The sequence below is a fragment of the Micromonospora sp. NPDC007208 genome (assembly GCF_042869175.1).
In the GTDB taxonomy this organism is placed as follows: Bacteria; Actinomycetota; Actinomycetes; order Mycobacteriales; family Micromonosporaceae; genus Micromonospora; species Micromonospora foliorum.
The window spans coordinates 48,941-66,163 of the sequence record NZ_JBIAFG010000020.1 but is presented as its reverse complement, the minus strand read 5'-3'; the positions used below and the strand labels follow the sequence as shown (position 1 = coordinate 66,163).

General features: G+C 71.9%; 14 protein-coding genes and 1 pseudogene. All 15 read right to left on the bottom strand.

Features of this window, described 5'->3' with window-relative positions; all coding sequences use genetic code 11:
• Nucleotides 1-33: 33 nt before the first annotated feature.
• Nucleotides 34-339: a YggT family protein gene (locus ACFYL6_RS29380; RefSeq protein ID WP_030334503.1), complete on the bottom strand. Its 306-nt coding sequence runs from the start codon at nucleotides 337-339 to the stop codon at nucleotides 34-36.
• Nucleotides 340-369: 30 nt separating this feature from the next.
• The gene (locus tag ACFYL6_RS29375) at nucleotides 370-1,062 is read right to left on the bottom strand and encodes a cell division protein SepF (RefSeq protein ID WP_387176212.1); all 693 of its coding nucleotides are present in this window, start codon (nucleotides 1,060-1,062) and stop codon (nucleotides 370-372) included.
• A 191-nt stretch (nucleotides 1,063-1,253) separates the two neighbouring features.
• The gene (locus tag ACFYL6_RS29370; RefSeq protein ID WP_387176210.1) at nucleotides 1,254-1,997 is read right to left on the bottom strand and encodes a YggS family pyridoxal phosphate-dependent enzyme; all 744 of its coding nucleotides are present in this window, start codon (nucleotides 1,995-1,997) and stop codon (nucleotides 1,254-1,256) included.
• A 9-nt stretch (nucleotides 1,998-2,006) separates the two neighbouring features.
• The gene (ftsZ, locus tag ACFYL6_RS29365; RefSeq protein WP_238660715.1) at nucleotides 2,007-3,122 is read right to left on the bottom strand and encodes a cell division protein FtsZ; all 1,116 of its coding nucleotides are present in this window, start codon (nucleotides 3,120-3,122) and stop codon (nucleotides 2,007-2,009) included.
• A 244-nt stretch (nucleotides 3,123-3,366) separates the two neighbouring features.
• Nucleotides 3,367-4,185, bottom strand: a complete 819-nt coding sequence (locus tag ACFYL6_RS29360) for a cell division protein FtsQ/DivIB (protein WP_387176208.1) — start codon at nucleotides 4,183-4,185, stop codon at nucleotides 3,367-3,369.
• On the bottom strand, nucleotides 4,182-5,747 hold the full coding sequence (murC, locus tag ACFYL6_RS29355; RefSeq protein WP_387176206.1) for a UDP-N-acetylmuramate--L-alanine ligase: 1,566 nt from the start codon (nucleotides 5,745-5,747) through the stop codon (nucleotides 4,182-4,184). The genes ACFYL6_RS29360 and murC overlap by 4 nt, the downstream gene beginning before the upstream one ends.
• On the bottom strand, nucleotides 5,744-6,850 hold the full coding sequence (murG, locus tag ACFYL6_RS29350; RefSeq protein ID WP_328652834.1) for an undecaprenyldiphospho-muramoylpentapeptide beta-N-acetylglucosaminyltransferase: 1,107 nt from the start codon (nucleotides 6,848-6,850) through the stop codon (nucleotides 5,744-5,746). The genes murC and murG overlap by 4 nt, the downstream gene beginning before the upstream one ends.
• The gene (locus tag ACFYL6_RS29345) at nucleotides 6,850-8,295 is read right to left on the bottom strand and encodes an FtsW/RodA/SpoVE family cell cycle protein (RefSeq protein WP_387176310.1); all 1,446 of its coding nucleotides are present in this window, start codon (nucleotides 8,293-8,295) and stop codon (nucleotides 6,850-6,852) included. The genes murG and ACFYL6_RS29345 overlap by 1 nt, the downstream gene beginning before the upstream one ends.
• A 223-nt stretch (nucleotides 8,296-8,518) precedes the next feature.
• Nucleotides 8,519-9,643 carry a phospho-N-acetylmuramoyl-pentapeptide-transferase gene (gene mraY / locus ACFYL6_RS29340; RefSeq protein WP_030334519.1) on the bottom strand — a complete coding sequence of 375 codons (1,125 nt, stop codon included), beginning with the start codon at nucleotides 9,641-9,643 and terminating at the stop codon, nucleotides 8,519-8,521.
• Nucleotides 9,640-11,037 carry a UDP-N-acetylmuramoyl-tripeptide--D-alanyl-D-alanine ligase gene (gene murF, locus ACFYL6_RS29335; RefSeq protein WP_387176203.1) on the bottom strand — a complete coding sequence of 466 codons (1,398 nt, stop codon included), beginning with the start codon at nucleotides 11,035-11,037 and terminating at the stop codon, nucleotides 9,640-9,642. Before murF ends, mraY begins: the two co-directional genes overlap by 4 nt.
• Nucleotides 11,034-12,596 (bottom strand): UDP-N-acetylmuramoyl-L-alanyl-D-glutamate--2,6-diaminopimelate ligase, encoded by a 1,563-nt coding sequence (locus ACFYL6_RS29330; protein WP_387176201.1) that lies wholly within the window; start codon nucleotides 12,594-12,596, stop codon nucleotides 11,034-11,036. Before ACFYL6_RS29330 ends, murF begins: the two co-directional genes overlap by 4 nt.
• 52 nt (nucleotides 12,597-12,648) lie before the next feature.
• Nucleotides 12,649-14,856 (bottom strand): peptidoglycan D,D-transpeptidase FtsI family protein, encoded by a 2,208-nt coding sequence (locus ACFYL6_RS29325; RefSeq protein WP_387176199.1) that lies wholly within the window; start codon nucleotides 14,854-14,856, stop codon nucleotides 12,649-12,651.
• Between the two features lie 3 nt (nucleotides 14,857-14,859).
• Nucleotides 14,860-15,465: a hypothetical protein gene (locus tag ACFYL6_RS29320; protein ID WP_387176197.1), complete on the bottom strand. Its 606-nt coding sequence runs from the start codon at nucleotides 15,463-15,465 to the stop codon at nucleotides 14,860-14,862.
• Nucleotides 15,455-16,565, bottom strand: a pseudogene (gene rsmH, locus ACFYL6_RS29315) (16S rRNA (cytosine(1402)-N(4))-methyltransferase RsmH). The gene ACFYL6_RS29320 and the pseudogene rsmH overlap by 11 nt, the downstream one beginning before the upstream one ends.
• 206 nt (nucleotides 16,566-16,771) lie before the next feature.
• The gene (mraZ, locus tag ACFYL6_RS29310; RefSeq protein ID WP_030488958.1) at nucleotides 16,772-17,203 is read right to left on the bottom strand and encodes a division/cell wall cluster transcriptional repressor MraZ; all 432 of its coding nucleotides are present in this window, start codon (nucleotides 17,201-17,203) and stop codon (nucleotides 16,772-16,774) included.
• Nucleotides 17,204-17,223 lie beyond the last annotated feature (20 nt).

Sequence of the window (17,223 nt, the reverse complement as noted above, 5' to 3'; positions counted from 1 at the left end):
GGGTCAGTTGCGGCCGCGAAAGCGCGTCGGTCATCAGGCAGATGCCCTGATCGACGGCCCTAACACGAACTCCATCAGCACGAACAGGATAACCAGGAGCACAAGGGAGGCCAGGTCGATGCTCACGGTACCAATTCGCAGCGGAGGGATCACACGCCTCAACGCGTTGAGAGGGGGATCAGTGACGCTCCACACGGATTCCAATCCTGCCGATGCTCCACGCCCCGGTTGCCAGCGACGGCCGTACTGCAGGACGGCGCTCAACACGAACCGGGACAGAAGAAGGAGCAGGAAGACATAAAGGATCAGGTACAGCACTTGCAGTAAGATCGACAACACGGTCAGCGACGTCCCTCGGGTCGGGCGGGGTCAACTCAGACTGAAAAAGCCGCCCTCAGCGATCTTGGCTTTGTCCTCAGCGGTGACCTGGACGTTAGCCGGTGAGAGCAGGAACACCCGATTGGTCACGCGCTCGATCGTACCGCGCAGGCCGAACGCCAGTCCGGCGGCGAAGTCCACCAGACGGCGGGCATCGGCCTCATCCATCTCGGTGAGATTGATGATCACCGGGACCCCGTCGCGGAAGTGCTCGCCGATGGTGCGCGCCTCCCGGTAGGTGGTGGGGTGCAGCGTGGTGATCTGGTAACGCTGCTCCTCCTCGGGCAGGGCCCGCTCACGCGACGTGACCTGCGGCGCGAGAGCCAGGTTGTCCCGAGTGTGGTAGGTCAGCGCACCAGAGGTCTCGCCCGCCGACGACCGGGTGATCGACCGTACGCTGGACCGCTCGCTCCGCTCCGGCCGCTCACCGTCACCGCGCTCGGACTCGCTCAACCGCCCGCTCGGCCGCTCGGAGAGTCGACCCCGCCCGCTGTCGCGCGGCCGGGGAGCCGGCGGCTCCTCGGCGTCGTCCTCGTCGTCGTCGGCGAACTCCTCGGCGTACCGGCTCTGCCGGTACCGCGAGTCGCGGTAGCCACCCTTGTCGTAGCCACCGTCGTCGTAGGCCCGCTCGTCGTCTTCTTCGACCAGACCGAGCCAGACCCCCGCCTTGCGCAGTGCACCCATCCCGCGCCCTTCCGTCCGCCGTGCGGCACGCGCCCCCGTGCCATGTCGCCCGTCGCGAGTGGACAACCATGCCCATCGGACCGGAACAGCAATCCCCCGGCGCGCGATTCGCGTCGCGCGCCACGACCCCCGACTAGGAGACGCCCGCCCCTGAAACAACACTGATGTAATTTGCTTGTCTCGCGGTCAGGCTACCGCAGCGTGGGACGCATTCCGAGTAACGCGCTACCGACGCGGACATGTGTCGCGCCGTAACGGATCGCGATTTCGAAATCTCCGCTCATACCGGCGGACAGCGCGGTGGCTCCCGGATGGACGGCCCGAAACACGTCGGCAACCTCCGCGAGCCGGGCGAACGCCCGCTCCGGCTCCCAGCCCAACGGAGCGACCGCCATGAGACCGACCAGACGCAGCCCTGGCGCGTCGACCACCGCCTCGGCCACCGGCTCCAGTCCGGAGCCCGGATCCGCCGAATCGGGCAGTGCTCCGCCCCGGGCGGAGTCGCCGTCGATGCTCACCTGGATCAGCGCGTCGAGCGGCGCCTGCCGGTCGGCCGTCGCGGTGGCCAACGCCCGGGCCAGCCGGACACTGTCGACGGAGTGCACCACGTCGGCGTAGCGGACCACCGAGCGGGCCTTGTTGCGCTGCAACTGCCCGATGAAGTGCCAGCGGGGACGGACCCCGGCGGCAGCCACCTCGGCGGCCTTGCCGGCCGCCTCCTGGTCGCGGTTCTCCCCCATGTCGGTCACCCCGAGCCCGGCCAGCGCCACCACGTCGCTGGCCGGGTAGGTCTTCGTCACCGCGATCATCGTGACCTCGGCGCGGTCCCGGCCGGCCCGCGCGCAGGCGTCGTCGACCCGGGACCGAACCTGTGCCAGACCCGCCGCGAGTTCGGCGTGCCGGTCCGGTCGTACCGTGGCTGAGCTGTCGGTCATCGGCGGTGCTCAGGACCCGTTCTTGAGGAAGTCGGGAACGTCCACGTCGTCGAAGAGCACGCGACGCGGCGACTGGGCCGGAGCCGGGTTGGTGGCCGGCGCCGGCACCGGAGTGCTCTGCGGTGCCGGCTGGTTGGTGTTGGACTTGCGGGTCGGCTCGGCCGCCTTGTACGCGGGCGTACCGCCGTCGAAGCCCGCCGCGATGACCGTCACCCGCACCTCGTCACCGAGCGCGTCGTCGATGACCGCGCCGAAGATGATGTTGGCGTCCGGGTGGGCCGCGTCGGTGACCAGCTGGGCGGCATCGTTGATCTCGAACAGGCCCAGGTCGGAGCCGCCGGCGATGGAGAGCAGCACGCCCCGCGCGCCGTCCATGCTCTGCTCCAGCAGCGGGCTGGAGATGGCCGCCTCGGCCGCCTCGACCGCGCGGTTCTCGCCGCGGGCGCTGCCGATGCCCATCAACGCGCTACCGGCGCCGCTCATCACGCTCTTGACGTCGGCGAAGTCCAGGTTGATCAGACCCGGGGTGGTGATCAGGTCGGTGATGCCCTGCACACCCGAGAGCAGCACCTGGTCGGCCGTGCGGAACGCGTCCATCATGCTGATGTTGCGGTCGCCCAGGGCCAGCAGCCGGTCGTTCGGGATGACGATAAGCGTGTCGCACTGGTTGCGGAGTTCGTCTATTCCCGTCTCGGCCTGCACCTGGCGGCGCTTGCCCTCGAAGGAGAACGGCCGGGTCACCACACCGATGGTCAGCGCGCCGAGCTTGCGGGCGATGTTGGCCACCACGGGCGCGCCACCGGTGCCGGTGCCGCCGCCCTCGCCGCAGGTCACGAAGACCATGTCGGCGCCCTTGAGCACCTCCTCGATCTCGTCGCGGTGGTCCTCGGCGGCGTTCTTACCGACGTCCGGGTTGGCCCCGGCCCCCAGGCCACGGGTCAGCTCGCGGCCGACGTCGAGCTTGACGTCGGCGTCACTCATCAGCAGCGCCTGCGCGTCGGTGTTGATCGCGATGAACTCGACGCCCTTGAGCCCAACCTCGATCATCCGGTTGACGGCGTTGACGCCGCCACCCCCGATGCCGACGACCTTGATGACCGCCAGGTAGTTGTGCGGAGGTGTCATCTCCGGTCCTTTCCTTCGAGATTGGCTTCGGCCGACCGGGTACGGCGTGGCCAGACCAGCGGCCGACGACAGCTGTCACCAGCGAGGATCAGGGGTGAACCCTAACCCTCTACTAGAGGCTTACAGTTATGTCAACCACTGAAGCTCTTCGAGGCAACGTAAGCGCCACCGCGCGATGAGCCAAGGACCCGGGCGGCGTGTCGCCGAGCGGAGCGCGACGGGTCACGTCGCGCACGCTCACCGATCAACGAAAGGTCACCACATCCGGAGCGCTCACGTCGATCCGGTCGGTGTCCTCGTCGAGCAGCGCGGTGGCCACCCGGGCCTTGTCCGTCCCTCGGCTCGCGTCGCCCCAGACCACCGTCCGGTCCCCCCGCAACCGCAGACTGATCCGGGCCAACCCCGCCACGTTCACGTCCACCAGTTCCGCGCGCAGCTGCGGCGTCAGCGCGACGAGCACCTCCAGCGCGGCCCGGGTGCCCGGGTCGTCGGCGGCCGGCCGGGCCACCGTCACCTGCGGCAGCTCGTCGGGACGTCGCTCCACCGTCCGGAACGCCACCCCGCTCCGGTCGATCAGGGCGAACGCCTCCCCCTGCGGCACCACCGCCACCGCCGTCCGCTCGGTCACCCGCACCACCAGCGCTCCGGGCCAGTCCCGGGAGACGGTGGCCCGCTCGACCGCCGGCAGCGCGCCCACCCGACGGGCGGCGGCGGCCAGGTCCACCCGGGCCAGCGGCACCCCGTCCGGTACGCCGACCGCGTCATGCACCTGCACCGGAGTGACCAGGTCGGCGCCCTCCACGCGGACCTCGCGCACGCCGAACAGCCCGGTGCCGAGCACCGTCCAGGCGACCAGCCCGGCCAGGGCGAGCACCCCGGCGGCCACCGCCCACGGCAGCGCCGCACGCATGCGACGCTGCCGGGCACGGGCCATGAACCGACGGGTCGAGGGCGGCACCGCGTCGCGGCCCGCCCGGACCAACTGCCACCGGCGGGCCGGACCCCGGCGCGGGGCGCCACCGTCGGCGGCGCTGGTCCGCCCTCGGGCCGGGCCGGGACTCATCCGGCCGTAGACGCCGAGCCGCCGGGCACGGCGGTGCCACCGAGAGCCGCGCCGTCGCCACCGGAGGTGGCCCCACCCGGCACCGGATCACCGATCGCCGGGGTGGTGGCCGCCGGGTCGACGGTCGCGGTCGGTGTCGAACCGGCCGTACGCTCACCCAGGGCGGCCAACAGCTCGTCGCCCATCAGCGAGATCGGCGGGGCGCCCATGGTGACCACCACGTCCCCCGAGCGGGCCCGACGGGCCACCTCGACCGGGGCCTGCTCCCACGACTCCACGAAGACCTTGCGGTCGGCGGGCAGGTCCACCGCCGCGATCAGCGCCGCCGAGCCCTCGCCCGGCTGGCGCAACTCGCCCGGCCCGAAGACCTCCAACAGCACCACCTCGTCGGCGATGGCCAGCGCCTCGGCGATCTCCGCCTGGTTGTCCCGGGTGCGGTAGAGCCGGTACGGCTGGAAGACGACGATCAGCCGGCCGTCCCCGGCTACCTCGCGCAGGGTCTGCATCGCCAACGTCATCGAGGTCGGGTGGTAGGCGTACTCGTCGTAGACCAGCACGCCGTCCGCGACACCCTTGCGCTCGAAGCGCCGTCGCACCCCGGGGAAGACCGCCAGCGCGGCCTCCGCCGCCTCCAGCGGCAGTTCCAGCAGGTACGCGGCCAGCACCGCGGCGGCGCTGTTCAGCCCCATGTGCCGCCCCGGCACCGGCAGCCGGAACTCGCCCAGCGACCGGCCGTCGATCGCGGCCAGGTAGCGCACCCCGCGTGCGGAGGAGACCATGTCGGTCAACCGCAGGTCGGCGTCGGCGGCCTCGCCGTAGGTGAACACCCGCCGTCCCTCGGACCGCAGGCTCTCGGCCAGCCGCCGGCCACCCGGGTCGTCGGCGCAGGTGATGATGAACCCGTCCGGGTCGGTGAGGCGGGCGAACTCCACGAACGCCGCCTCCAGCGTCGCGTAGTCGCCGTAGGTGTTCAGGTGGTCCGCCTCGACGTTCGTGATGATCGAGACGTACGGGCGGTAGATGAGGAACGAGCGGTCGCTCTCGTCCGCCTCGACCACGAAGTGCTCGCCGGTGCCGTGGTGGGCGCCCGAGCCGACCTCGGAGATCTCCCCGCCGATCACGAAGGACGGGTCCACTCCGGCCTGCTGGAGCACCATCGTCACCATCGAGGTGGTGGTGGTCTTGCCGTGCGTGCCGGCGACGGCCACCGCCCGACGGCCGGTCATCGCCGCCGCGAGCGCCTCCGAGCGGTGCAGCACCCGCAGGCCGCGCCGACGTGCCTCGACCAGCTCCAGGTGGTCCTGCGGAATGGCCGAGGAGTAGACGACGGTGTCGACGCCGTCGAGGTTGGTCGCCTCGTGGGTGAGGTGGATGGTGCCGCCGAGCGCCCGCAGGCCGGCAAGCGACGGCCACTCCCGCAGGTCGCTGCCGGAGACCCGGATGCCGCGGGTGAGCAGCAGCCGGGCCACGCCGAGCATGCCCACCCCACCCACCCCGATCAGGTGGACGGCGCCCAGGTCCTCGGCGGTGAGCGTGCCGGCCGGGGTGAACTGCGCGGTCATCGGGCCACCGCCGCGAGCACGAAGGAACGCAGCGCCTCGTCGCCGTCGCGCCGGCCGTACGACCCGGCGGCGGCACCCATGTTGTAGAGCCGCTGGGGGTCCCGGATGAGCGGGATGACGGTGCGCTCCAGCCAGTCCGGGGTGAGCTCCGCGTCGTCGACCAGCAGCCCACCGCCGGCCTCCACCACGGGCAGGGCGTTGCGCCGCTGCTCCTGGTTGCTGTGCGGGTACGGCACGTAGATCGTGGGCAGCCCGATCGCGGCCACCTCGGCGACGGTCATCGCCCCGCCCCGGGCCAGCATCAGGTCGGCGGCGGCGTAGCCCAGCTCCATCTCGGACAGGTACGGCAGCGTCACGTACGGCACCGGCAGGTCGGTGGGGATCGGCACCGGCTCGTTGCGGGCGCCCATCACGTGCAGCACCTGCACGCCGTTGCGGGCCAGCTCCTTGGCCGCCCCGGAGACCGCCAGGTTGATCGAGCGGGCGCCGGACGAGCCGCCGGACACGAAGAGCACCGGCAGGTCCGGGCGGAGCCCGAAGTGGGCGCGGGCGGCGTTGCGCAGCGCGTACCGGTCCAGACCGGCGATGCTGCGGCGCAACGGCACACCGACCACTGTCGCGTCCCGCAGCGACTCGGCCTGGCTCGGCTGGTTCGGGAAGCCGACGGCCACGTTCTTGGTGAACTTCATGCCCAGCTTGTTGGCCACGCCCGGTGGCACGTTCACCTCGTGGATCACCATGGGCAGCTCACGACGCCACGCGGCCAGGTAGGCCGGCACCGAGACGTACCCGCCGAAGCCGACGACCACGTCGGCGCGCACCTCGTCGATCACCTTGCCCGCGGCGCGCGCCGCGGTCCACATCCGGCCCGGTGTGCGGACCAGGTTCATGTTGACCGACCGGGGGAGCTGGTACGCCGGGATCTGCCGCAGGTCGTAGCCCTGTGGCGGGATCAGGTCGTTCTCCATGCCCCGGGGTGTGCCGAGGCAGGTGATCCGGACGCCCGGGTCGTGTCGGCGCAGGCAGTCGGCGAAGGCGAGCAGCGGGTAGACGTGCCCCCCGGTGCCACCTCCCGCGAGCACCACCGAACGCAGCGGACCCATCAGCGTCTCCTCTCGCTCGCCGTACCCTTGCGGCTTCGGTCCTGTCGGACCCCGCGCGGCGCGGCCTGATCGTCATGGCGCCGCTCGCGGGACCGGGGCACGGACCCTCGGCCAGCGGGCGGCGTCGCCGGTCGGCGACGCCGGCCGGGAAGCGGCGGCAACGGGGCCCAGAGTAGTCGGACCCACCGGGCCGGCGGACGGGCATGCAGTGCTCTGGCCGCATCGGGTTCGGCACGGGCGAAGGACGCCAGCATGCCGATGCCGGCCAACGTCACCACCAGCGCACTTCCGCCGTCGGAGATGAACGGCAGCGGCAGGCCGGTGATCGGCAGCAGCCCGACCACCCCACCGATGTTGATCACGGCCTGGCTGACCAGCCAGGTGGTCACGGCGGTGGCGGCGAGCCGGCGGAACGGGTCGTCGACCCGGCGGGCGATCCGGAACCCGGTGTACGCGATGACCGCGAACAGGCTGAGCACCACGACGCACCCGATCACGCCCAACTCCTCGGCGATGATCGCGAAGATGAAGTCGTTGTGCGCCTCGGGTAGCCAGTCCCACTTCAGGCTGCCCTTGCCCAGCCCGACACCGAACCAGCCACCGTGCTCGATGGCCAGCCGCCCCTGGTAGAACTGGAGGCAGTCGCCGAGTTTGCAGGTTTCCGGGTCCGGTGGATTGAAGAACATGTCCAGCCGGGCGAGGCGGTAGTTGTCCGCGCCGCGCTCGCCGGAGCCGGCGCCCAGCGAGGCCACCGCGACGAGCAGGCCGATCCCGACCAGACCGGCTGCGGCCAGGGCGCCGAAGACCCGCATCCGCACCCCGGCGGCCCAGAGCAGGCCCACGACGAGGGCCAGCAGACAGAGCATCGTGCCGGTGTCGTTGTAGCCGACCAGGACGAAGAGCAGGCCCACCACCGGGAAGAGCGGGGTGGCCAGCTCGCGCCACCAACCCAGTGCGGCGCCCTTGCGGGCGACCAGGTGCGCACCCCAGAGCACCATCGCGAACTTGGCCAGCTCGGAGGGTTGGAGCTGGATCCCGCCGACGAACAGCCAGTTCAGTCGCGCCTCGACCGGCCCGAACCCGGCCGACCGCTGGTTGGTCAGCCGGGCGTAGGCGACCAGCAGGTTGAGCACCACCAGCAGGGCGATCGAGGTGAACAGCAACGGCCGGCCCAGCGAACGGTAGGTGCTGGCGGGCAGGCGCTGGCAGGCCCAGAACGCGCCGATGCCGATCACCGCGAAGATGGCCTGCTTGGTCACCGAGGCCGAGGCGTTGCCGTCCTCGGCGTAGTCCTTCACGCTGGTCGCCGAGAAGACCATGGTCAGCCCGATCAGCAGCAGCAGGCCGGCGCTCGACAACAGCAGGTAGTAGCTGGCCAGCGGCCGGTCCAGCAGGCCGCGCAGCGCGGCGAGCCCGCCGGCCGCGTCGAATCCGCGCAGCGGCACGGGCGCCGGTTCCGCCTCCCGCGCCGCCGCGCCCGGTTCCGGCCCCCGGGCGTCGTCGGTCGGCGCGACCGCCTCCCCGGTACGCCCCGCCGTGCCCGACGGCCGTCGCGCCCGCCCGCCAGCCCTGCCCTCAGTGCCGATGTCCTCCCCCACCCCGACATCATCACCGCTGAACACGCCCGATACCCCCAGAACGCCCCCTCGGGCGTGTCGGCCCCGCGGATCAGGTCATGTTGGCGAGGAACTCGCTGTAGAACAGGCCGAGGGCGATGGCCACACCGATGCCGGCGATGATCCAGAACCGCACCACGATGTTGACCTCGCTCCAGCCGGCCAACTCGAAGTGGTGCTGAAGTGGGGACATCCGGAACACCCGTTTACCGGTGGTCTTGAAGGAGATGATCTGGATCACCACGGACATCGTGATGATCACGAAGAGCCCGCCGATGATCGGCAGCAGCAGGATGGTGCGGGTGGACATCGCCATCCCGGCGATCAGACCGCCCAGCCCCAGCGCCCCGGTGTCGCCCATGAAGATCCGTGCCGGGGACGTGTTCCACCAGAGGAAGCCCACACAGGCCCCGGCCGCCGCCCCGGCTATCAGCGCGATCTCCAACGGGTCACGGACCTCGTAGCAGTACGGCTGGGTGTAGTTCGGGTCGGCGCACCAGTGCCGGTACTGCCAGAACGCGATGAGCGCGTACGCGGCGAGCACCATCACCGACGCGCCGGTGGCCAGGCCGTCCAGGCCGTCGGTGAGGTTGACGCCGTTCGTCGCGGCCATCACCACGAAGATGAAGATGATCACCGCGCCGACCTTGCTGACCTCCAGGAAGTCGATGTCCCGGATGAAGCTCAGCGTGGTGCTGCCCACCGTCTCGGTGTTGGTCGCCAGGCCCGAACCGTTGGTCATCGTGCTCGGGAACCACAGCGCGATCACCCCGAAGACCGCACCGACCAGGATCTGGCCGAGCAACTTGCCGCGCTTGTTCAGCCCGGCACTGTTGCGCTTGCGCACCTTCAGGAAGTCGTCGAGGAAACCCACCGCGCCGGAGAAGACCATCAGCCCCAGCAGCACCAACGCGGTGATGGTCGGCTCCACCTGGGCGATCTGCTGGTCCGGCAGGGTGGTCAGGGCCAGGTGCCCGGCCACGTACGCGATCACCGTGGCCAGGATGAAGACCACGCCACCCATCGTGGGCGTGCCCTTCTTGCCCTGGTGCATGGCGGGGCCGTCGGACCGGATCGGCTGACCGGCCTTCAGCCGGGTGAACACCTTGATCGCGATCGGGGTGCAGAAGAGCGAAACGAGGAAGGCCACCCCGATGGCGACGATGACCGCCCTCATCGGGTCGGCTCCCCACCGGCGTCGGCGCGCAGGGCGTCGGCCACCTCCCAGGTCCGGTACCGGGAACCCTTGACCAGGACGACATCACCCGGTCGTAGCTCGCTCCGCAGCACCTCGACGGCCGCCGCCTGATCGGTGAGCAGCACCGACTCTCCTCCCCAGTTTGCTACCGCTGTCGCGCCTTCGTGGATCGGCGCAGCCGGCTCACCCACCACGAGCAGCCGGTCGACACCCAGTTCGGCCGCGAGTTGGCCGACCTCGGCGTGGCCGTCGTACTCGAACGGGCCCAGCTCGGCCATGTAACCAAGCACCGCGACGGTACGCCGCCCCTGGCCCATGCTCGCCAGCGCCCGCACCGCGACCGCCATCGAGGCCGGGTTGGCGTTGTACGAGTCGTCGATCACGGTCACCCCGTCGGGGCGGTCGAAGACGTCCATCCGCCGGGTCGAGACCAGCCCCAGCTCACCCAGCGCCGTGGCCAGCTCGGCCAGCGGCATGCCCAGCTCCCGGGCGACCGCCGCCGCCGCGAGCGTGTTCCCGACCTGGTGGCGGCCGGCCAGCCGGAGCCGCACCGGCGCGCGCCCCTCCGGGGTGACAAGGGTGTACGACGGGTGCCCCCGCTCGTCGAGCGTGACGTCCTCGGCGCGCACGTCGGCGTCGGACGCCTCGCCGTAGCGGACCACCCGGGCCTGCGTGCGGCTCGCCATCGCGTCCACCCGAGGGTCGTCGGCGTTCAGCACGGCCAGCCCGTCCGGCGGCAGCGCCTCCACCAGCTCGCCCTTGGCCAGGGCGATGGCGTCCTGCGAGCCGAACTCGCCGATGTGTGAGGTGCCGACGTTGAGCACCACGGAGATCCGGGGTGGCACCAGCTCACACAGGTACCGCACGTGCCCGACCCCGCGCGCACCCTTCTCCATCACCAGGTAGCGGGTGTCCGGGTCGGCCCGCAGGGCGGTGTACGGGTGCCCCAGCTCGTTGTTGAACGACCCGGGCGGCGCCACCGTGGCCCCGAGCCGGGCGGTGAGCTGGCCGATCAGGTCCTTGGTGGTGGTCTTGCCGGACGAGCCGGTCACGCCGATCACGGTCAGCCCGGGCAGCCGGTCCACCGCGGCGCGGGCCAGTCGGCCCATCGCGGTCAGGGCGTCGTCGACAAGCACCATCGGCACCCCGGGCACCTCGCGGCTGCCGAGCACCGCGACCGCGCCGGCCTGGATCGCCGTCGCCGCGTAGTCGTGCCCGTCGACCTTCTCCCCCGGAAAGGCCACGAAGAGCGAACCGGGCCCCACCTTGCGCGAGTCGAACTCCACCGATCCGGTGACGGTGACGGCCGGGTCGGCGGCCACCAGCCGTCCGTCCACCGCCGCGGCCACCTCGGCCAGGCTCAGCGTGATCACCGCTGACCCGCCAGGTCCCCGAAGCGGGCCCGCAGAGCGTCGGCCAACTCGATGCTGTCGTCGAACGGAAACACCTCGCCCGCCACCTCCTGGCCGCGCTCGTGCCCCTTGCCGAGCAGCGCGATCACGTCGCCCGGCTCGGCCAGCCGAACCGCCTCGTCGATCGCGGCGCGGCGGCCCGCCACCTCGATGATCCGAGCGGCCGTCCCCGCCCGGTACGCCCCGGCGAGCACCTCGGCGCGGATCTCCCCCGGGTCCTCGGTACGCGGGTTGTCGTCGGTCACCAGCACCACGTCGGCTCCCTCCGCCGCGGCGGCGCCCATCACCGGCCGCTTGCCCCGGTCCCGGTCCCCACCGGCGCCGATCACACAGATCAGTCGGCCGGCGCTCAACTCGCGCAGCGCGGCCAGCGCGGCCACTATCGCGTCCGACTTGTGCGCGTAGTCGACCACCCCGCGCACCGGCGCGGCCACGTCGACCAGTTCCAGCCGGCCCGGGACACCCCCGCAGGAGGCCACACCGGCCGCCGCGGTCGTCGGGTCCACCCCGGCACCGACCAGTGCGGCGATGGCCAGCAGCGCGTTGGCCACGTTGTGCCGGCCGGGCAGGGCGACCCCGGCGGACAGGGTCACGCCGTTCGGGCCGTGCGCGATGAACCGCTGGGCGTACCCCTCCCCGCCCACACCGTCGGCCCACCAGGTCGCGCCCTGGTCGCCGGCCGCCGAGTAGGTGACGGTGGTCGGCTTGAGCAACGGCTTCAACGCCGGGTCGTCGTGGTTGAGCACCTCGACCGCGCAGCGCCCGTCGAAGAGTTGGGCCTTCGCGGCGAAGTAGTCGTCGCTGTCGGCGTGGAAGTCCAGGTGGTCGGAGCCGAAGTTGGTGTAACCGCCGACGGCGAACCGCACACCGCCCACCCGGCCCATGGCCAGCGCGTGGCTGGAGACCTCCATGACCACGGCGGTGACCCCACGCTCGCGGGCGGTGGCCAGCATGGCGTGCAGGTCGGTCGCCTCGGGGGTGGTCCGCACGCTGTCGATCACGAGATCACCGAGCCGGGTCTCCACCGTCCCGACCAGCCCGGTGGTGTGCCCGGCGGCGCGCAGCCCCGACTCGACCAGGTACGCGGTGGACGTCTTGCCCGCGGTGCCGGTCACCCCGATGACGGTGAGGTCGGCGGTGGGGTCGCCGTACACGGCCGAGGCCAGCTCGCCGAGCACGGCACGCGGGTCGGGCACCACCAGGGCCGGCAGACCCGTTCCCGCCGCCAACTCCGCACCCGCCGGGTCGGTCAGCAGGGCCACGGCGCCCGCCTCGGCGGCGCCGGCGGCGAACTCCGCACCGTGCCGACGGGCACCTGGCAGCGCCGCGTACAGGTCGCCGGGGCGGACCTCCTGGCTGGCGTGGGTGACCCCGGAGACGACCACCGCGGCGGCGTCCGCCGGAAGGTCGACGCTGAGCCGGACGGCGAGATCACCGAGCCGAACTCCGGTCACGGTACGTGGACGTGGATTGCCGGGCACGGCGTCAGACCCTACCCGGTCGTCCGGTTCCGGCCGCACAGCCGCCCCGGTGGTTCGTCGGCACTCACCGATGATGTCCCGCCGTCGCTGCTCAGCGCGGATAGACCACGAACTTGGGGGCGGATCCGCCGGTGGACGGCGGCACCCGGTAGTGACGCAGAGTGAACTGCATCATGTCCCGGAACGCCGGATTGGCGATCGCCGCGCCGCCGCCGTTGGGCGCGTAGACGAAGACGGCGATCACGTAGCGGGGGTTCTCGGCGGGGGCCATCCCGATGAAGGAGGACACCTTGTCGGTCTCTATCTTGCCGTTGACCACCCGCGATCCGGTGCCGGTCTTGCCGGCGACCCGGTAGCCGGGGACCGCGGCGGTGACGCCGGTGGCGCCGTCGACGGTGGTGACCGCCTCCAGCATGGTGCGCAGGGCCGCCGCGTTCTGCGGGCTGAGCACCGACCGGGTCACCGGGGCCGGCGCGGGGGTGCGCTTGCCGTCCGGGCCGATCACCTCCTTGACCAGGTGCGGCTGCACGTACGTGCCGTTGTTGGCGATGGCGGCGTACGCGGCGGCCATCTGCAGCGGCGTGGCGTCGACGCTGTGCCCGATCGGCACCGACCCACGCGACGATTCGCTCCACTCGTCGGCCGGCAGCAGTCGTCCGCTGGCCTCCCCGGGCATCCCCTCGCCGGTCGGCTTGCCCAGCCCGAACCGCTTCTGGTAGTCGATCAACCGGTCCCGGCCGAGCTTCTCGGCGATCGTGATGGTGCCGACGTTGGACGAGTAGGCGAGCATCCCCGGCACGCTCATCCGCTTGCCGTTGGCCGGGTGCGTGTCGGAGAACCAGGTGTCGCCCATCTTGATGTTGTTGGCGATCGGCAACGTGGTGTCCGGCGTGATCACCCCCTCCTGCAGGGCCGCGGCATAGGTGATGGCCTTGTGTACCGAGCCGGGGTCGACCACGAAGCTGGTCGCGGCGTCCTCCCGGTCGACCGGGTCGCTGGGCACCGGCTTCGCCGCGTCGTAGGTGGGGTTGCTGGCCTGGGCCAGCACCGCGCCCGAGGGAATCTCGATGATCACGGCCGCGCCGGTGCCGCCCGGCACCTGGGCCATGCCCGCGCTGAGGATCTGCTGCGTCCGGAACTGCAGGTCACGGTTGATGGTGAGGGCGAGCGAACTGCCCGGCTTGGCGGGAGTGGTCCGGCTGTAGCCGCCCGGAATCGGGGCGGCGAGGTCACCGAGGCCGGCCTCGTACACCCGCTTGCCGTCCTGGCCGGCGAGCACGTCGTCGTAGCGGGCCTCCAGCCCCTCCAACCCGACCATGTCCTGGCTGGTGAAGCCGATCAGGTTGGCCGCCAGGTCGCCGCCGGGCACCTCACGGCGCTCGTCACGGTGCACCCCGATGCCGAGGAGGTCCAGCGCCTGCACCCGCTTGGCGGTGGAGATCTCCACCCCCCGCGCCAGGTACACGAATCGGGACTCCTTGCCGTCCTCCAGCCTGCGCGGCTTCATCAGCTCGACGAGCTTCGACGCCGGGATGCCCAGCAGCGGGGAAAGCGCCTTCGCGACGCCGGGCGGGTCCTTGACCTCGGTCGGGTCGGCGTACACGTACCGCGCCTCGACACTGCGGGCCAGCGGCGCGCCGGTGCTGTCGTAGATCCCGCCGCGCGGCGCCGGCAGCTCGACAGTGCGGAGTCGGTCGGCGGTGCCGCCGCCGGCGTACGCCGGGGCGTCGACCGCCTGGAGGAAGATCAACCGGATCCCGATGCTGGCGAAGAGCGTCAGGGCGAGCACGGTGCCCAGCCGCAGCCGCAGCCGCGAGTCGGCCAGCTTCGGCGGGCGTCGCGGCTTGCGCGACGGCCGCCGGGCCGCCGGCCGGTCGGCGCGACGTGGCGCGCGGGGCGTGGTTCGGCGGCGCGGCGGCGGCTCGTCCCCACCCGGGCCACGGGGGGTACGCGGCGCGACGGTGCGCACCACCCCACCGCGGCCGGCGGCCGGAGCGTCGCGCCGGCCGGCCCGGGCGGCGGCCCGACCGCCGTCGAGCACCTGCAACGCCGGCCGGAACGGGTCACCGGACCGGGTGCTGCGCGGCGTACGCCGCTGCTCGGCGCCCTGACCGCGCGCCGGCGTGCCGCGCTCCTCGCGGACCGTCCGACCCCTCGGGGTGTACGCCCGGGCGCCGGAGATGCCCCCGATGCCCGGCTCGCCGGTGCGCGGCTCGCCATCGGCGGAGCCGCCATCACGTGCAGAACCGCGCCGGGACCCCGTAGGGTCCCGGCGCGGCTCGTCCGACCTTGGTGGCACCGGTCAGCCTCCCGCACCCTGGCTGGTCACCGACGGCTGGCCGTTGGCCGGCTGCGGCACCTCGAGGGTCTTGCCGTCCGGCAGCCGGATGTAGCCCGGCTCGCCGGCGTCGACCAGGCCCAGCCGCCGCGCCTCGGCGGTCAGGTTGCCCGGCGCCTCGGCGTCGGCGATCTGCTTGTCCAGTTGCTGCTTCTCCAGGTCCAGTCGAGCCTGCTGCTGCTGCAGCCGCTCCAACCGGAACGCGTTCTCATTGATCTTGGTGTTGACCGCCAGGATGCCCAGCACCCCGCCGACCACCAGCACCACGATCAGCGCCGCGAACGGCGCCCGCGGCACCGAGATCGGCGCGGGTGGCGCCACCCGCAGCCGCGGCGGCCGGGGGCTGGCCACGCTGGCGGCCTTCTCGACCGGTCGCAGCGCGGCGGTGCCCTGAGTCGGGAACTCGCGCGCCCCCCGGGCGCGAGTCTCCCCCTGCCGGTTCACTCGATCGATGCGTGGCGTACCGTTTCCGAGGCGCGGAGCCCGCTCCGCCGCGATCCGGCCCCCCGACCGCGGTGCGCGCTGCCCGCCGCCGGTGACGTCCCGGCGGTCGCGCTTGTCAATGCTCATGTCCCTCCCCCTCAACATCCGTCCCTCTAGCCGTCCCGGTGCCCCTGACCCCCCACGGATCAGGTGGACCCCGTGCCCGGTTGGTGCATTCCCTTCACCCGTCGGCGAGACCGTTCGCGGTCGGTCCGCCCCTGCTCTGTCGCGTTCGGGTCGAGTCGCTCCGCGGCCCGCAACCGCACCGAGGCGGCCCGCGGATTCGCGGCGACCTCCGCCTCCCCGGGCAGTTCGGCGCCCCGGCTGAGCAGCCGGAACGTCGGACCGGACCCGGGAAGCTCGACCGGGAGGTCAATCGGGCCCTTACTGCGGACCCGGTCCGTGAGGGCCGCCTTGGTGAGCCTGTCCTCCAGCGAGTGGTAGGACAGGACCACCATGCGACCGCCCACGGTCAGTGCGTCGAGTGCGGATGGCAACGCTGTCTCCAGCGCTGCCAGCTCCTTGTTTACCTCGATCCGTAAAGCCTGAAACGTTCTCTTTGCCGGGTGCCCACCCGTTCGTCGGGCTGGTGCCGGAATGGAGTCCCGAACCAGCTCCGCCAGCAGCGCGGACGAGGTGATCCGGGCCCGCTCCCGCTGCCGGATGATCGCCGAGGCGATCCGACCGGCGAACTTCTCCTCGCCGTAGACCCGCAGCACCCGGGCCAGGTCCGGATGCGCGTACGTGTTGACCACCTCTTCGGCGGTCACCCCCCGGGTCTGGTCCATCCGCATGTCCAGCGGCGCGTCCTGGGCGTACGCGAACCCGCGGTCGGGCGCGTCCAGTTGCAACGACGAGACACCCAGGTCGAACAGGATGCCGTCGATGGCCGGATAGCCCAACCGGTCCAGCACGTCCGGCAACTCGTCGTAGACGGCGTGCTCCAGGTGCACCCGATCGGCGAACCGGGCCAGTCGGACCCGCGCGTGGGCGAGCGCCTCGGTGTCCCGGTCGAGCCCGATCAGGACCGTCTCCGGATGCGCCTCCAGCACCGCCTCGGCGTGCCCGGCCAGACCGAGCGTCGCGTCGACGTAGACCGTCCGGCCGCCTCGACCCAGCGCGGGGGCCAGCAGCTCGAGACACCGCTCGAGCAGCACCGGCACGTGCGTGCCGCGCAACTCCCCCATGATGACCCCCACTGGTTGAAACGTCCGTTCTTCTCGTGCGCCTGTCGTCGGACGGCGCTGCCGTCGTACCGCCAGATCCCCATCCGCTCCCGCCTGACACCGGACCGTCGCCCAATGACTGGATCGTGCGCCTGGCACCGGGGAAGTGATGCCAGGAACTCGAAAGCGGCTGGAGATCTCGCAGTACGTCGGGCGCCGTTACCGCCCTACAGACCGCCGGGCAGCACCCCCTCCTCGATGTCGGCGAAGTCGTCTTCGCTCTCGGCGAGGTAGGTCTCCCAGGCGACCTTGTCCCAGATCTCCACCCGGGTGCTCGCGCCGATCACCACCAACTCGCGGTCCAGCGCGGCATAGGCCCGCAGGTGGGCTGGAATGGTCACCCGACCCTGCTTGTCCGGAACCTCGTCGTGTGCGCTGGCGAAGAAGACCCGGCTGTAGGCCCGGGCCGCCTTGTGGGTCATCGGCTGTGCGCGCAACTGCTCCGCGATCCGCTGGAACTCAGGGGTCGGGAAGACGTAGAGGCAGCGCTCCTGCCCTTTGGTGACCACGACACCCCCCGCCAGCTCATCCCGAAACTTGGCCGGAAGGATCAACCGGCCCTTTTCGTCCAGGCGCGGAGTGTGGGTGCCGAGAAACACCGGCCCAACCCCCTCGCCCC